We start from the raw sequence: 16346 nt of genomic DNA on the forward strand, positions 1-16346 counted from the left end.
TGAGGAGTGAGGAGTGAGGAGTGAGGGAATTTGGGATTTTTAGATTTTGGATTTTGGATTGTTAATGGGTAATTGGTGGTTGCTCCCTCAGCTCCCTCAGCCCCCTCAGCTCTCTTATTCGCTCGCTCCTCGCTCCTCACTCCTCGCTGCTAAATAGCTGGAATCTTAAATTTTAATGAGATGTAACGCTTGAATTTAAAATGATTTTGTAGTCGAGCTAGCATTGCTTTCAAGTTAGTATTTGGTCGTAACTCAATCGATAGATGACTGCTAGACTGAATGGGATAATATTGAAGGTGTCTGACGACTGATAAGCCGCAATTTTTTCAAGCTACATTCACAAAATTTAACTATGGAAGCCCAAATGCAGCAAATCGAAAATTCAAATCCCACTTCCCCAGAGGAATCAACTGCATTAAGCACTGTGTCATCAGAATCTCAGTTTTCACCTACTACCCAATCTATTAAAAAAGGCGAGTGGATCGTATCCCAAGTCTTGACATTTTTATCAAACATGTTTGGGATCTTAAAAGATTTCTTTAATAGATACAGACAGGCAATTATCAGCATTCTGATCATTGTAGGTGCAATTGTCTCTCTGCGCGTTGTACTGGCTGTTATGGATGCGTTGAATGATGTTCCTCTGTTGGAGCCGACTTTTCAGCTGATTGGGATTGGCTACTCAGCTTGGTTTGTCAGCCGCTACTTACTCAAACCTTCCACGCGGCAAGAATTAGCGCAAAAATGGCAAGGGTTTTTGGGTGAACTAGAGAAATAGCGCGATAACAACGTTTGCGCTAAACGCTGCGCTACACTACTCCTTCGGAGAAGCAAGCTACATGAACGCTAATGCGTTTAGATCTAAGGCAATTGAGTTGTCTTTAACTACATTAGCCTTAATAATCACCGAATTCACTCGATTCAAGCCTGCAAGCACAGTATTTTGTTTGCAGGCTTTAGATTTTTGTAGCAGTTAAGACAGACTCTTTTGAAACAATGGTGGAAACATACCTCTTACTTCTTACCCATACTTCAGCAACAAAATCAATTTAGCTTTGTTTCCGAAATCGCTACTCCTTGGCTTGAAGTCTTCAATAGCAATTTATTAAGCTTAATTGAGTCATAAAATATACTCAATATCGGGCGGTCGTTTTTTCAGGATGCATTAGCAAAGACTTTTGTTGTATGAATTGTATGAAGCGATCGCTTTTCAGTTCGTGTAACCCTAGCACGAAATAATACACAGATTATCTTCCGAACGTAGTTTTGCAGGAAAAAGTTGGAGGTGCTTCATGAAAGTTTGGAATCCGCGATCGCTACTGTCCAAATCCGCTAGCAATGGTACGACACCATCGATTCTAGAAGATGCGGTTGAGTTTGCCGAAAATCCAGAACCCCGTTGTCCGTGCATTTTGCTGCTCGATACTTCAGGTTCTATGAAAGGGGAACCACTGGATGCTTTAAATGAAGGCTTACGAACTTTTCAACAAGAACTCGATCGCGATAGCTTAGCAAAAAAGCGAGTTGAAGTCGCGATCGTCACGTTTAATAGCGATGTTGAAATTGTCCAAGATTTTGTCACGGCTGACGATTTTCAACCACCCGTGCTGAAAGCGAAAGGCTTAACACACATGGGCGAAGCAATTTTGCGGGGATTGGATATGCTTCAGATTCGTAAAGCGTTGTACCGCGAACATGGAGTTTCCTACTACCGTCCGTGGCTATTTTTGATCACCGATGGCGAACCTCAAGGAGAAGCCGAGGAATTGATCGAGCAAGCCACCCAAAGGATTAGAGATGATGAAGCAAACAAGCACGTAGCCTTCTTTGCTGTTGGTGTAGAAGCGGCTGATATGAGTCGCCTCAGTCAAATTTCCGTGCGCGATCCCCTCAAACTCAAAGGGCTAAACTTTAAAGAGTTGTTTGTTTGGCTCTCGGCAAGTATGCAACAAGTTTCTCAGTCAGCTCAGATGGACGAACAATTACCTTTACCTCCAGTGACTTGGACTGGAGCATAGTGTTCCTAAGAGCTTACCGTATTGAGTAGAGGCGTGCTTATCGTGCCTCTACTCATAATATTGCCTGTAAACGTTGCAGTAGGTGCGCTGCTGGCAGCAAATCTTCTATCCTCTCTTCTTCAATTCTGCCTATTAACTGCCCGTTTTTAAAAATTAATAGCGTAGGCAATGCATGAACTTGATATTGATCGGACAAAGCTGAATTTTGTTCGCTGTCAATTCTGACAATTTGTGGCTTTTGCGGCAAATGAGAGATTGCATCTGCTAAAACAGCATCTAGCAATCGAGAGGGACCGCAGCCAGGAGCAGAAAATACAGCTAAAACTGGTGATTCTGAGCTAGAAATCAGCTCTTCTAATTTTATTTGTTGTTCGAGTATCATAAATAGCTTCTGCTCCGCATTTCTAACTAACAATTGGTGGCGTAAAACACAAAATCGCGAGTGCCGATCGCAAAACGTAACATTATTTTGCTCCGTCTACATGATAGCGATCGTCTCTAATAAATCATCACTCAAAAGATAGATTCGATGTCTCAATAAGATGCTAATCGAGACAAATCTATAAAATCTTCCCTGATTGAGAAAATACTTCTTTTACACGACTCACTACCAAACTACACCCCACACCCCACACCCTACTCACTAAACCTTCAAAGCATTTTTAAGTAAAACAGTAATCCCGTTAGCAATATACTGTACGGCTAAAGCTGCTAGTAAGACTCCCAAAACCCGGGTGACGACATTCACTCCCGTTTGTCCCAAAATTCGTGCTAAACGGGGCGACAGACAGAGAAAAATATAGGCAGTTAACAGTACAACTGCGGCGATCGCCAATACAATTACTAATCCGAGAGTATAGGTGCTAGCCTCATTCACCAAAATCAGTACGCTAGCTAAAGTACCGGGACCAGCAATCAGCGGGATCGCTAGGGGAAAAACACTGATATCTTGTCTGAGCTGTGCCTCTTTTTCTTCTGCTTCCGTTTCCCGTTCCCGTTGAGCAAATACCATGTCTACCGCAATTTTAAATAGTAATACCCCAGCTGCAACCTGAAAAGCTTCAATACTGATGTGTAAGTAACTTAGTAATAGAGAACCTACTAAAGCAAAAGCTAATACAATTCCGCCTGCGACTAAAACTGCTTTTCGGGCAATCTTAATTTGCTCGTGGGAAGCACGATTTCCGGCTAAAGTGACGAAAATCGGTGCTAAGCCGATGGGGTCGATCACGACAAATAAAGTCAAAAATGTTCTAATAATGAGGGAAGACACGGTTGATTTAGGATAAAAATCGTTATTTTTTATTCTCTCTTATGAGGACTTTTCTCCCATTTAACAACTCCAAAAAATGCGATCGCCCTCACATAGAAATTAAGAAAATCTATTGCCCTACGCTCATAGAATAATCGTAGCTATCCCAGCCTTGCCTAGTTTGACTCGCCGAGCGTTACTACACAGATAATTTTATTGTGCTAACGTAATAAGTCGCTTTCCTTTGCATTTTCATGGTTTGCTCTCTCATCCATGCCGATATCTGCTAACATCCAAAGCATCTATACAGATGGAGCCTGTACGGGCAATCCTGGTCCCGGTGGCTGGGCTGCTGTTGTCTATTTTACTGATGGTTCGCTGCACGAAATCGGTGGTAGTGCCGCTCAAACGACTAACAACCGGATGGAAATGCAAGCGGCGATCGCAGCCCTTCAGCTCATTGCAGAATCCAGCCATCCATCCGCCGTTACTATCCATACAGACAGCGAATACTTAATCAACGGTGTCACCAAGTGGGTCAAAGGATGGAAAAAGAAAGGCTGGAAAACTGCCCAAGGCAAACCCGTCCTCAACCAAGACCTGTGGGAAACGCTAGATCGACTCAATCATCCGTCTATAGAGTGGCGACACGTTCGCGGTCATGCTGGTATCATCGGCAACGAGCGCTGTGACGCGATCGCCCGTGCTTTCGCTAGTGGGAAACCACCTCATTTGCAGCAGCAATCCGCCTCCAACTCCAAAGCTACTGACGCTCCAAATTTTCTCGCCCCTGTATCAGAAGTAGCTGATTTTTCCAGCAACGATCTGATAATTGACAAGTCAAATACAAATAGCCACCTTGCCTCAAATACTTCTATGATCGATTCGTCTACTCCTTCCTCTATCAGCAACGAAGAATTACCCCGCGAAGTCAGGGTGGCTCAACTCCGCAATCTATTAGAAACGCTGCGGAGCGCCGATGAAATTGCCACTAAAGGCTATCTTATTACTAGTTCCGAACTAGCTGATTTGATGGATGTCCACGCTAGCGCCGTCACCAGCCGAGGTGAAGAATGGCGTTGGCGCAACTGGATTGTCTCTCGCGTACGACGAGAAGGCAACCAAATTCTTTGGGAATTAGAACGCGCCGATGCAATTAATCCTGATGATAACTCCGACCACGCCACTGAGTAGGAGTGTGAAACGCCGAGAGGAAAATTCTCAACACCGCTAGCGGATCGGCTAAGGGAGACAGCCAAAACAACCAACCTCCCTTAGCTTGGCTGCGATCGTAGGAAGGGGCGATCGCAAATAAGAGGGCGAAGCGGATCGCCAGTAGGAAAGCATTTAATCCCAAATTTGCCAACACGGGAATCGAGATTTGTAGGGGCAGGTTTACCAGAGATCCCTCTGGACGAACAAACAATTCTGTTAAACCTGCCCGTACAGGATTTGGAAATAAGAGACAAGCAAAGAGAATTAATAAGGGCAGGGCTTGCACTGAAAACAGCAGCCACAGATCGCACCAGAGTTGAGCAGCGGGGGAAGCATCTTTAAGATCGAGCGATCGCCCCCACTCTTGCCAAGTTTCCCTGGCTCCCTCATACATCCGGACTTTGAATACCTTAGCTCCATCGAGAAATCCTACCTTGAAGCCGCTAGCAGCAATATTTCTGGCTAAGGTGACATCATCGCAAAAAGAATTTCTCGCACTCGTATAGCCGCCTACAGTTGCCAGCACAGAACGACGACATAAAAAACATTGCCCGTTCGCCATCACTCGTTCTGCTACCTGAGCATCCACACCAGCAGAATCGAAGCGATATAACAGCGTCATTAACAATGCTGGTTGCAACCAACTTTCGCCGGGATACTTCAGAATGAACTGAGGCGAGAGTGACACCAGATCGTAACCCTCAGTTTCCGCTGTTTGGACTAAACTCGCAACTAAACCTGGTTGCGGTTGAGTATCTGCATCTACGCCCAAAAACCACTTGCTCTGTTCTGAAGTCTGCAAAAAACCGTTGTGTAACGCCCAAGGTCTGCCCACCCAGCTAGGAGGGAGGGGGTCATCGGTCATGAGCTGAAATCGAGGGTCTTGCTGTTGGGCGGCTTTGACTAATTCCCGCGTCCCATCCTGGGAGTTACTATCGACGATCGCAATTTCTCGGACTTCGTAACTTTGCCGACTCAATCCTGCCAAACAGGGACTAATCCGTTCCGCTTCATTCAGTGTCGGTACGACTACACTGACGCTACCTAGCATATCTGGGGTAGGAGTGCGGGGAATTAAGGGAGGATGGCGACTGGGACCTTTCAGCAGGCGTGATAGTAAAATTGCCGTTGCTGGCACTTGCAGCAGCAACAAACCTAGAAATATTCCGTTGATTAAGTTCGACCAGTCAGCCACAGGATAAATTGCTCTCCAGATTGTCCAGCGAATAGCTATTCACGATAAATATTTAGCTAGTAGCCAGTTGTTTCTACTTCAGTGCCACTTCTACAGGAGCGACACTCATACCGTGAGTCTCTTCCATTGCAGGTTTTGTCACATTTGGTTGCGCCATCCACCACAGTAGTAGGGCGGGTATGACTCCAAAAATGATGCTTAAGGACACAGGTAGCCAGTATCCCGCTGCTAAGCTAATCCCTGCTGCGAAGGCAACATTACTAAGGTATACCACCAAAGGAATGTTCAATTGCGATCGCTTGAGTTGCAGCGACACTTTACCCCACAGAAAAGCGGCGACTGCCATAAATAAGGCGCTCGTACCGAACCAACCAGCATAATTTTGATATGGCGTGCCAAAGAAAGCCCCTGGTTGATGCCAATACCAGAAAGGGAAGCTCGTCTGACTCATGGCTGGTTCGAGGGCAAAATCCCATGAGGTAAATAGCATCGCGCCTAACAGCACAGCTCCCACATGACGCAGCCACATCGGTTTTACTGTTTGTAGGGCTACCCGCGCGATCAGGTAAGCCGAAAGCCCCATATAGAACCAGGATAAGGGGATGGTAAATGGCACTAACCCAGCAATTTTATAACCCAAGCCACTCAAGTAGCTGTAGTCTCCAAAGGGAAAGCCCGTACCCGTTCCCAGTAATTCGCTGCTTAAAGAGATACACACTGCTGGCAGCATAAACGTTAACCAAAGTTTCATTCCTAGCGTTCGATAGGCATAAATGGAGACGGCAATTAATCCAAACAGGATATCGATCACTCCACCCCCTGCCATCGATCGCTCTACGCTCCACTGGAAAACGTTTTGTCCTGAAGCGGCGATCGCGCTTAAAATTGCTTCAGCATGAGGCACGACTAGCAATAATCCTGCTAGTCCAAAGGCTTTTGATGCAATATGACCAATTAAGCAGATGCGTTCAGCTCTAACAAGTTGGTTCATGAGAATTCCTTAATTCAACGGGACGCTGGGAGAGGTTTTACTGACACAGTTCGGCAAGTCACAATTTGGCAAGTCACAATTTGGTCAGTCATAATCGGGAGCAATCGTAGGTACTGTTGCCCATAGCTCTAACTGTACTTTTGGGCTACACTTCTGGACTAGGCTTCTATATAGGCGCGAGTGGTTTTGCCACTGCCAGGTGATGATGTAGAAACAACAGATTTTGTTCTTGCACTGTAATCTTTGCTATTTGTCAATCAAACTTTATTAATTTTTGTAAATCATACCAAAAATTTGCTCGCTTGCATCACAATACCAGTAAAGATCGATCGCCCATAGCAGGAAACTAGGTGAGAAAATATATATCTGAGTAGATTTTCCCCAAAATGACACGTAATGCGATCGCAATTAAAAAGTTTCCCTGGATTTCTCTAGCTTTGCTGCTAGCCACTTATGGTATTATCGGTTGGCAGCTATCCGCGCTCGAAAGTCACTGGATATTATGGATACTCGCTGCTGTAGCAACTGTGCTACTAGCTGTTGCCGTGTCCTCTCCGTGGTCGAAAGTCAGAGACGGCTTTGCGAGTTGTTTTAAGTCTGATAGCAAGGCTTTTTTAGTTGCTGTGGCGATCGCTTTTTTTAGCGTTGTCATCATTACCTGGCTGCATATTTTCGTTCATATCCTCGTCGTCTTGTCTGCGAGTATGCTCGTTAGGTTAGACGTTCAAGCCACGCGCTGGAGCAGTCGTCAGAGTTTTTGGTTGATTGCGATCTCTTCTTTGGTTAGCTTAGCACTGGGAGCGTTCGTGCATATAGGGGTTGAGCCACATTTGACAATTATCAGTTATCAGTTGTCAGATATCAGTTGATAGTTTTTTGTCATGGCATTTCAATTTTTATACCGATAGCGATTTGTGCAGCAATTTTCACAAATGACTGATGACTAATGACCCATTACCACAGGCATCAATCTTTCTAACTCCAAATCCGAGGCTATCTGAGCTAATTTATCTAAATCTTGCGGATCTTCTAAATAAGGTAAACAACCCAATATAGGAATATTTGTCAGAGATTGAATTAAATCAGTTGGTGTCAATTCAGCAATTTCTGTCTCAGAACGCGGCTGGGTACAATTAAGCACAATGCCACGCAAATCGATCCGAGATAATTTTGCTAGGGCAACATTTGCTACCGATTGAGCGAGCGCCCCCAATTTAACTGGAACCACCAGCACTGTTGGCAAGCGCCAGGAAACAGCTAAATCGGCAACGGTTAACTCCTGCGTTACAGGCGTACCTAAACCGCCTAAAGCTTCGACAATCACCCAATCCTTTCTTGCTTGCAGACTTTGTAAGGCTTGCCAAACAATGCCCAGATCGATTTGTCTTCCCTCTTTCGCAGCGGCTACAGGTGGGGCGAGGGGTGCGTCAAAATAGAGTGGGGCAATTTCTTGGGGTGATTGGTCGAGGGAGAATAGACTAGTATACAACTCGCGATCGCCCAATCCTGCTTGCATCAACTTCATCACACCCACAGCACGCTGAGGTTGATATTTCTGCCCGTAAGCAGTCAAAGCCGTAGTCAGAACTGTTTTGCCAACTTCCGTATCAGTCCCCGCGATCAGAATAATCATTTTAGATTTTAGATTGTAATTCTTCCTTGTCCCCTTGTCCTCTTGTCTCAAAAATCCCTCGCTCCTCACTCCTCGCTCCTCGCCCCTTCCTACTCCCTATTCCCTGCTTCCTACTTATACACCCCCACATTCACCCCAAACTCAACCTCATTATTAGCCAGTGGTACGACATCTATCTGATATTGTCCGCTACGCTGTACTCGTCCTTGCCAGTGAAATTCATTTTTTCCCTTCAATACATTGCCATCGGGATCGCGCACATCTAAAGTTACTGCTCCTCGCGTCACAATGACCGATAACTGCTGTCCTTCTTGCAAATCGACCAGATAGCGCTGAATTTGCTGCCTGCTGGTACGACCTGACACCTGCGTTCTACTCTGTCCCTCGGCAAAGTTAATCGTTTCTGTTTCAGCCGTAGGAACTTCTACCGCAGGACTAGCTGGAGGTGAGGCAGGTAGTGATGGTGTGGGTGTAGATTTAGTTACGCTTTCCAGACTTAAATTCAGTTGGTATTGACTTTCATCAACACCAGGCGCGGGAGTGAGTTGAACCGTGTAGATTCCGGTTGATGGTAGCGTACCTTGATAGCTCGTCACCTGGCTGGCATCGGCGATCGCTTGTTTATCTGGACCTAATACTGTAAGTAACACCCCTTCTTGTGCCAATGCAGCACTCAGTTGTTGTCCTCGTTCGGCAACAAACGTGTAGTTAACCGTATCGTTAGCTCTCAGGCTACCTGTAACGTCGCTGCTGCTACCTGGGACTAAATTGAGCGCCTGACTGTATACGACTGGTGATTGGTCGAGTGTGGGTGTTGGCGTAGCAAAGGGAGTAGGAGAATCGGGTGTGGGTGTGGTTTGGTTGCTGGGAACGACTGGCGAAGGAAAATTCTGCGGAGTAGGGGATTGCGATCGCTCAGGATTGCGACCGAGCATAGCAGACATAATCGCCCAACCGCCAATTCCTGCTAAGACAGCGACGAGCATTAAGACTGGCACGATTAACCAAGTTTGATTCCAGCGATTTTTAGAGGTGGTAATAACTGGATCGGGTTTGGTTGAGGATGCAATGAGGTCGGGATTGCTAGCAACAGCCAAAGTTTGTACTGTTGAAATCGGTGCGGCAGGCGACTGGGTAATTTGGGGTTCGATCGCTTGCAGTGCTTTGGCGACTTCGGCTACATTTTGGTAGCGATCGTTTGGCTTGTAACTTAACATTCGGTTTAATATCTGAGCAAATCCAGGCATAACTGTTGCCCATCGCTGCCAGTGCCAGACTAACGTGAGATCGTCAAACAATTCCTGTGGCTCTCGACCTGTCAGCAGTACGACTACGGTTACGGCTAAAGCATAAAGATCGCTGCTGGGATAAGCTCTGCCAGTTTGAATTTGTTCGCTGGGAGCATAACCTAGTTTTCCGACTGTGGTTGCTTGAGCTGGAGTACTATTGGAGGACTGAAAGCGGGTCGCTAGCTCTTTAACGACACCAAAATCAATTAAAACGGGTTTAGCATCGCTTTCCCGCAAAATAATATTATCTGGAGAAATATCGCGATGGATAATACCACGCGCGTGAATGTGGGCGAGAACGGGTAGTAGTTGTTTGAGTAGATGGAAAACCTCTGCCTCGGAAAAAGTTTGCCCGCTAGCCTGACGTTCATCCAATAGCGTTCTATAGGTTTTCCCAGCCACATAATCCTGTACCAAAAATAAACGCCGATCTTCTTCAAAAGTGGCGCGAAACTGTGGGACTTGCGGATGTTGAATTTGATAGAGAATTGCTGCTTCACGTTGAAAGAGTTGCTGGGACTTTTCTAAGGCATAATTGTCCGCCTGCGCTGGAATTAGTTCTTTTAAAGCGCACAACTCGTTAAACCGCCCGAGATCTTCTGCCAAATAGGTTCGTCCAAACCCCCCCTGACCTAGAACCCGATCGACACGATAGCGATTTTGCAGAACAGTACCAAGCTGAAGCGGAGGTTGTAGGGGAGGTTGATTCATAGTCTCAAGCAGGATGTCTAAAGGCAGGAATTTGATTTTGGGTTAGCAAGCGAAGGTTTTCTGCATCGATTTTGCCATTTCATTAACTATATCTGCTGCTTCCACGTTGAAGGATTGCCGATCTCTCTTCTGTTATAGCTACTACCATCTCATTTTTGACACATAACATATTGACGCATAGCACATATAAATAGGTTTCTCCGCTTGGCAGAGCTATGTGCAGAAAATCTAAGTAGTTCTACTTAAGGTTTAGCGGTAAGTTTATCCGATCGCAATAACAGCGATCGCGGTCTTTCCAAGATTTCACTAAATCCGATCGAAAAATTGTTAAATTTTTAACTAATTTCATATATGCTTAATAATTAAATTTCTAGAAATTTTTCTAGGAAACACCCGATTCTCAAATGATAAGATGGAAGCGATCGCGCTTCGAGGATTACCGTGCTACGATCGGCAACTTTGAAATTGCAACCTGCTCCGATCGCAGTTGCAGATAACAACCGACTGAGATTATTTTCTGGCTCTGCCAACGTACCTTTAGCCCAGGAAGTTGCTCGTTACCTGGGCATGGATTTGGGTCCGATGATTCGCAAGCGATTTGCTGACGGCGAATTGTATATCCAAATTCAAGAATCGATTCGTGGTTGCGATGTTTATTTATTGCAACCAACTTGCAATCCCGTCAACGATCACTTCATGGAATTAGCAATCATGATTGATGCCTGTCGGCGAGCATCGGCAAGGCAAATTACAGCGGTACTGCCTTATTATGGCTATGCCAGGGCAGACCGCAAAACGGCAGGGCGGGAATCAATTACGGCGAAGTTAGTAGCTAACTTAATCACCGAAGCGGGAGCTAGCCGAGTTCTGGCAATGGATTTGCATTCAGCACAGATCCAAGGATACTTTGATATTCCCTTCGATCACGTTTATGGCTCTCCAGTCATTATTGATTATTTAGCAAGTAAGCAGCTAACTGATATCGTAGTTGTTTCCCCAGATGTTGGTGGTGTGGCAAGGGCGCGGGCATTTGCCAAAAAACTCGACGACGCACCGCTGGCGATTATTGACAAACGCCGTCAGGCTCATAATGTCGCTGAGGTATTGAATGTGATTGGTGATGTGGCTGGTAAGACAGCCGTACTAGTCGATGACATGATCGATACTGGCGGGACGATCTCGGAAGGAGCGCGGTTACTGCGCCAAGAAGGGGCGCGTCAGGTGTATGCTTGTGCTACCCATGCAGTGTTTTCACCTCCGGCGGTTGAACGGTTGTCTAGCGGATTGTTTGAAGAGGTGATCGTTACGAATACGATTCCCATTCCTCAAGAAGCGCGTTTTCAACAATTAACTGTGCTTTGCGTAGCTAATTTGTTAGGAGAAACTATCTGGCGGATTCACGAAGATAGTTCTGTTAGCAGTATGTTTCGCTAAATTAAGTTTCTTTTTTGGCTTTATTTGCAAGCGGATTTTTATAGATAAAACCTGCCAGTGCGGGTTTTATTTTTTTGTATTTATTTGTATATCCGTTACGCCAGGATTAACGATGTGTAGGGGCGGGTTTACCAAAAAACTTAACTCCTCAACCAAGATCTTCATAAACCCGCCCTAGATATTGGCAAAATACAAAAAATTATTTCCCAAGCAGTATCATTTCGTTAAAATTACGCCGCAGAAGATCCCCCCAACCTCCCTTAAAAAGGAGGGCTATATAATCGGTAGCACTCAAAAAGATTTTCAGAGCAAAATTCTAGTATTTTATTATTTGTGTCACAATTGAGGATAAAGCAATTTCTCCAACTAACGAACAAGCCCAAGCCTGTCTGCGTGTCTGCCAGATGTTGTCTAACTTATACAAAGATATTCATCTATTCCGTTTTGATGATAGAACTGGAGATATTTATATTCTAGCTGGTGAAAATCTTCAAATTATCGTATCCCCTAACAAACCTTGGAGGTTTGTGGATGAAACCGAACTTTGAGCAGATGAGCGTGCCTGAACTAAGGGCGTATGTATTACAACATAAAGATGATATAGAAGCAATTCGTGCTTTATTTCATCATCCTAGTCTTAAATGGCAAAGTATGCCTCCCCTTGTAGACCAAGGCGGTTTACCAATCGAAGAAAATATTCGGACTGCTGAAGAAGCAATTAAACAAAGAATCGAACAAGCAAAACGAAAGTGGGAAGAGAATTAAACTTGAAAGTTTATGATAGATACTTAAAAAATTGCTCTGGCACAAGTCTTAATTCTCCCGTTCTAAACCGATCGCACTCCACCCAAAGCGCGCGTTTTTTGCGTTTTTTCTCCATAAAGGTGATTTCTTCAATTTGATAAAACTTTGGATCGACGAAATCGCATTCATAAACAAATAAAATTTCATGACCTGGTTGTCCGTTAAAAGTAAATAAATTTTCTTGACAATCGAGGTATTTTATATTTTTAATTTCTGCTTGAAGTTCCTCTTGAAATTCTCGTTGTAGAGCTTCAAGACTTGTTTCTCCAAACTCTACGCCACCACCCAAAGCGCGATAAAAAGTTTGTTGTTTTACCGGATCGTAACCTTCAGAAATAAAAACGCGATCGCCCTGACGGACAATTCCCAAAGCTAAAACTCGGATTTCTCCTGGTTTATGCATATTAAGTAAGTCAAAAGTTAAAAGCTAAAAATCAAAATTGTAAGCTTCACGCTTACTAGGATGTTTTAATTTGGGGCATTGTGTAAACTAAACGTGCAACAGATTAATTGCTAATTGCCATCATAAATAAATCTAGAACGATCTTCGTCATTGTCTTCTACAGTCCAATCGTCATTTTCGCCACCAATATACAGCCGTTCGATACTGACATATTCTTGACTCAATTGCCGGAGAGAATTAATCAGAATATCGATCGCGATCGCGTCGCTCGTACCTAGATCGAACCAGCAGCGCGCCCAAGTTCCTTGATACTCAAATTCACCCATGTTGTGCATCAACGCCATCATGCTATCATCAGCCTGCTGCGTGTCATACTCCATGTAGCTGAGATCTAATCCTTCTTCTTGAACTTGCAAATTTTCGGCATTGAACCCACCTAATTTTCCTAGATAAAACCAGGACTGAAACACCTCTTCAACATACTGCTTTTCCATTGGAGCAGGTACGTTACTAAACTCGATCCAAAACCAAACATCAAAGGGATTAAATTCGCGAAATTGAACTTGCATTTGAATTAGTTAGGGGTTAATTGTTGATGGTTAATGGCTAATTGATCGAAACGATTAACTATTAACCATTAACAACTATTATCTATTTTTGCTGCGCTACTACACTTAGCCGTTGAGCTGCCTTGCGTCTCTCTCGCTCGATTTGCTTTACTAAGTCGGGTGGGAGTTGGGCTTTTTTGGCGATCGCTAAATCGAAATTCTTCACCGATTCCTGTAACATGGCTGCACTCTTTTGTTGATGGCCATAAGTCGAGAGAATTTGTCCTTTAAGATAATACAACTCTGGGTTGCTATTACTTGCTTTCATCGCTCTATCCACAGCTTCTATGGCTTGGGGAAATTTTTTCAAATCTCGATAGCCAACTGCTACACCCCTTTCGGATAAATACTTAGGTCCGGCAAACCTTTGCAAGCGCCCAATTGCTTGTTCTGGGTTGGAAAAGGGCAGATTGACAGATACCATTAAGTCCATGTATCCCCGCAACAAGTTTAATTCGGGGTCTGTAGAGGAGATCGCTTCAGCTTTGTCCATATACTCGTAGACTTGCCGTAACTCTGCTAAAGCTTGCGGCGTTCCCTTCACTGTCCCTTCTCGAAACAAAGCAGATGCACCCAATAAAAAATGACCGACTGCTGAGTATAAATTACCGCGCAACGGGTCTGTTGATGTTAGTTGGCGAGCCGTGTCTAATGTCTTTTTGCCATAGTTGCCTAAAGAATTGTAGTCCTCGTTGAGGACGTAAGCAAGGGAAGCTCTCATGGCATAAGCTAAAGGCTCTTGCTGCTCGTTACCTGAAATTGCCTTGAGATAGCGCTCTGCTGAAATGTAATCTCCCTGCTCGAACATCGCTCTAAAAGCGGCTTCAGTTTTTTCGCCAATCGGTCTTTGATTCGTAGCGCGAAAGGGATCTTGAGCCAGAGTCGGAGAAATGAGGTAAAGAGTGAGTGTAGTTGAAAGTGCGATCGCACTAAAGATTTGCCTGATCATAGGAGTTAGGGGCTGAGACAAGGAGGACAAGGAGGACAAGGGAGAAGTCACAAGTCGCTTTCTACTGATAACTGATAACTGATAACTGAAATAGACGAATCCCCGGTAGGGAAGTTGCAGCTATCGCTCGGTATTGACATCTGTTTGCCAGAATCTAGGCAGAATTATACTTGGTATATTTAGCGCTACCGAATGTCCGTTAATGTTTGTTGGTATATTTAATTGATGCTTTATCTGAAAAATCTGACTTATCACCCCCCAGCTAGTTCAACAGCTATTCTAAAATCGATCGAGCTTGAGTTAGCACCCCAGCAGTTGGGATTGATTATTGGTCCTAGTGGTTCTGGCAAGAGTACGTTATTAGAAATCTTATCGGGGTTGGTATCGCCGACTGCGGGTAACGTATGTTGGGGAACGCAAGAATTACTACCAGAAAATTTACAACAGTTGGCAGGATTGGTATTTCAGTTTCCAGAGCGACATTTCTGCGGTGGCACAATTTTAGAAGAATTACGCTTGGGACATCCTGAATTAGGTTCGGAACGAGTCAAACAAGCTTTATCAGATGTCGGTTTGGAGAATTTGCCTCTACACACACCACCGCAAGTTCTCAGCGGGGGACAGCAACGTCGCTTGGCTGTGTCGGTTCAGTTAATTCGTCAACCTGCACTGCTCTTATTAGACGAGCCTACTGCTGGTTTAGATTGGTCGATCCGCAGGCAGCTAATTCATTTATTATCTCAACTCAAGCAACAACGGACGCTGTTGGTTGTGACTCACGATGCAGGAGATTTATTAGCGATCGCCGATCGCTGTTGGTCAATTCAGCACGGTGAAATTTATCCTACAGCACCGTTGGTGATCGAACCGCATCAAGTAGTATAAGCGTAAGTCTAGGTAGGGGCGGGTTTTGACCGAAGGTTTACAGATAAGGTTATCAATTCATTTGCGCGCACCCGCCCGTACAGAAGTTGGAATCAGCAGAGATAATTTAAATCTTTTATGGAAGAGTCTCATTCTATACTGCCGGAAATGTATGAGATTTGGCAGCAAACTCTCAATTGGCAACCTAGTATCGAGCAACAAGCGCAATTTCAGCAGCTTTATGAAGCAATCGTTATTGGTAATCAAAAATTAAATTTGACTCGCATTACTGCACCAGATGAGTTTTGGGAAAAGCATCTATGGGACTCCCTGCGGGGAATTGTATCTTTATTGCCAACAAATTCTGTAGGGGCGCACAGCTGTGCGTCCATACAGAAGATAATTGACATTGGTACGGGGGCTGGTTTTCCTGGAATTCCTGTTGCGATCGCTTTACCTAATGCTGAGGTAACTTTACTCGATTCTACGCAGAAAAAAGTTGCTTTTCTGAATTCTTTAATAACTGAAATGAGCCTGCAAAATGCTCGAACTTTAGTTGGTAGGGCTGAAAATATCAACAAGCAATCCCAACAGTCTAATAATTATGACATAGCTTTAGTTAGAGCTGTGGCGGCGGCTGATGTTTGTGCAAATTACGCTTTACCTTTTCTCAAAGCAGAGGGATTAGCTGTTTTATATCGAGGTAATTGGACACAAGATGAAGAAAAAACTTTAGAAGCCACAGTAAAAAAGTTGGGTGGAAAAATTGAAGATTGTGAAAATTTTACCACTCCTTTAAGTCACGGTATGCGCCATTGCATCTATTTAAGAAAAACTCATTCATCATAATTAGAAACTGTAGAAACACGCGAAGCACTTGGACGAATAGAATTCGCAGCTACACAGGCAAAACCCGCCTGCGCGGGTTTCAAAACCTTTGATTTTTCTTGAGTCCGCGCAGGCGGACTTAGCATTGTGTA

18 protein-coding genes are annotated in these 16346 nt (G+C 44.5%); 9 read left to right on the top strand and 9 right to left on the bottom strand.

The features are described 5' to 3' along the window. Positions 1–352: 352 nt before the first annotated feature. Together N4J56_RS07445 and N4J56_RS07450 are read left to right on the top strand one after the other, a co-directional pair. Entirely contained in the window at positions 353–778 is a 426-nt protein-coding gene (locus tag N4J56_RS07445) for a CAAD domain-containing protein (RefSeq protein ID WP_039715111.1), read from the top strand. A 514-nt stretch (positions 779–1292) separates the two neighbouring features. Next, positions 1293–2018, top strand: coding sequence for a vWA domain-containing protein (locus tag N4J56_RS07450; protein ID WP_317105885.1), 726 nt, complete (start codon positions 1293–1295; stop codon positions 2016–2018). Positions 2019–2070: 52 nt separating this feature from the next. Here N4J56_RS07450 and N4J56_RS07455 read toward each other — a convergent pair whose 3' ends face one another. Both N4J56_RS07455 and N4J56_RS07460 read right to left on the bottom strand, forming a co-directional pair. Beyond that, entirely contained in the window at positions 2071–2433 is a 363-nt protein-coding gene (locus N4J56_RS07455; protein WP_410500305.1) for a thioredoxin family protein, read from the bottom strand. 228 nt (positions 2434–2661) lie between these two features. Continuing rightward, positions 2662–3291, bottom strand: coding sequence for a MarC family protein (locus N4J56_RS07460; protein ID WP_317105887.1), 630 nt, complete (start codon positions 3289–3291; stop codon positions 2662–2664). Between the two features lie 252 nt (positions 3292–3543). Between N4J56_RS07460 and rnhA the strand changes: the two genes are divergently transcribed. Continuing rightward, positions 3544–4464, top strand: a complete 921-nt coding sequence (gene rnhA, locus N4J56_RS07465) for a ribonuclease HI (protein WP_106167812.1) — start codon at positions 3544–3546, stop codon at positions 4462–4464. On the opposite strand, the gene cruG is transcribed toward rnhA, so the two are convergent. Together cruG and cruF are read right to left on the bottom strand one after the other, a co-directional pair. Next, a complete protein-coding gene (gene cruG / locus N4J56_RS07470) occupies positions 4427–5680 on the bottom strand; it encodes a 2'-O-glycosyltransferase CruG (protein WP_317105888.1) in 1254 nt (417 codons plus the stop codon). The two genes, rnhA and cruG, sit on opposite strands and share 38 nt — an antisense overlap. Before the next feature lie 73 nt (positions 5681–5753). Beyond that, positions 5754–6671, bottom strand: a complete 918-nt coding sequence (cruF, locus tag N4J56_RS07475) for a gamma-carotene 1'-hydroxylase CruF (RefSeq protein ID WP_317105889.1) — start codon at positions 6669–6671, stop codon at positions 5754–5756. Between the two features lie 386 nt (positions 6672–7057). Here cruF and N4J56_RS07480 point away from each other — a divergent pair, with 386 nt between their 5' ends. Next, complete coding sequence (locus N4J56_RS07480; RefSeq protein ID WP_317105890.1) at positions 7058–7540, top strand: hypothetical protein; 483 nt, start codon at positions 7058–7060, stop codon at positions 7538–7540. A gap of 74 nt (positions 7541–7614) precedes the next feature. On the opposite strand, the gene bioD is transcribed toward N4J56_RS07480, so the two are convergent. Both bioD and N4J56_RS07490 read right to left on the bottom strand, forming a co-directional pair. Further along, positions 7615–8304 carry a dethiobiotin synthase gene (bioD, locus tag N4J56_RS07485; RefSeq protein WP_410500445.1) on the bottom strand — a complete coding sequence of 230 codons (690 nt, stop codon included), beginning with the start codon at positions 8302–8304 and terminating at the stop codon, positions 7615–7617. Between the two features lie 110 nt (positions 8305–8414). Beyond that, positions 8415–10304, bottom strand: coding sequence for a serine/threonine-protein kinase (locus tag N4J56_RS07490; RefSeq protein WP_317105892.1), 1890 nt, complete (start codon positions 10302–10304; stop codon positions 8415–8417). A gap of 441 nt (positions 10305–10745) precedes the next feature. On the opposite strand from N4J56_RS07490, the gene N4J56_RS07495 reads away from it, so the two are divergent. From N4J56_RS07495 to N4J56_RS07500, 3 genes are all read left to right on the top strand, one after another. Next, positions 10746–11738: a ribose-phosphate pyrophosphokinase gene (locus N4J56_RS07495; protein WP_309476435.1), complete on the top strand. Its 993-nt coding sequence runs from the start codon at positions 10746–10748 to the stop codon at positions 11736–11738. 356 nt (positions 11739–12094) lie between these two features. Beyond that, a complete protein-coding gene (locus N4J56_RS40805) occupies positions 12095–12286 on the top strand; it encodes a DUF6888 family protein (RefSeq protein WP_410500446.1) in 192 nt (63 codons plus the stop codon). Next, the gene (locus N4J56_RS07500) at positions 12270–12503 is read left to right on the top strand and encodes a DUF6887 family protein (protein ID WP_317105893.1); all 234 of its coding nucleotides are present in this window, start codon (positions 12270–12272) and stop codon (positions 12501–12503) included. Before N4J56_RS40805 ends, N4J56_RS07500 begins: the two co-directional genes overlap by 17 nt. Before the next feature lie 10 nt (positions 12504–12513). On the opposite strand, the gene N4J56_RS07505 is transcribed toward N4J56_RS07500, so the two are convergent. From N4J56_RS07505 to N4J56_RS07515, 3 genes are all read right to left on the bottom strand, one after another. Further along, entirely contained in the window at positions 12514–12945 is a 432-nt protein-coding gene (locus N4J56_RS07505) for an NUDIX hydrolase (protein WP_317105894.1), read from the bottom strand. Positions 12946–13055: 110 nt separating this feature from the next. Then, a complete protein-coding gene (locus tag N4J56_RS07510; RefSeq protein WP_192153450.1) occupies positions 13056–13514 on the bottom strand; it encodes a DUF3531 family protein in 459 nt (152 codons plus the stop codon). Between the two features lie 82 nt (positions 13515–13596). Next, positions 13597–14502: a Sll0314/Alr1548 family TPR repeat-containing protein gene (locus N4J56_RS07515; protein WP_317105895.1), complete on the bottom strand. Its 906-nt coding sequence runs from the start codon at positions 14500–14502 to the stop codon at positions 13597–13599. Between the two features lie 225 nt (positions 14503–14727). Here N4J56_RS07515 and N4J56_RS07520 point away from each other — a divergent pair, with 225 nt between their 5' ends. Both N4J56_RS07520 and rsmG read left to right on the top strand, forming a co-directional pair. Further along, a complete protein-coding gene (locus tag N4J56_RS07520; RefSeq protein ID WP_317105896.1) occupies positions 14728–15387 on the top strand; it encodes an energy-coupling factor ABC transporter ATP-binding protein in 660 nt (219 codons plus the stop codon). 117 nt (positions 15388–15504) lie between these two features. Beyond that, the gene (gene rsmG, locus N4J56_RS07525; RefSeq protein WP_317105897.1) at positions 15505–16215 is read left to right on the top strand and encodes a 16S rRNA (guanine(527)-N(7))-methyltransferase RsmG; all 711 of its coding nucleotides are present in this window, start codon (positions 15505–15507) and stop codon (positions 16213–16215) included. The last annotated feature ends 131 nt before the right edge of the window (positions 16216–16346 follow it).

This window comes from Chroococcidiopsis sp. SAG 2025 (genome assembly GCF_032860985.1).
Classification (GTDB): Bacteria; Cyanobacteriota; Cyanobacteriia; order Cyanobacteriales; family Chroococcidiopsidaceae; genus Chroococcidiopsis.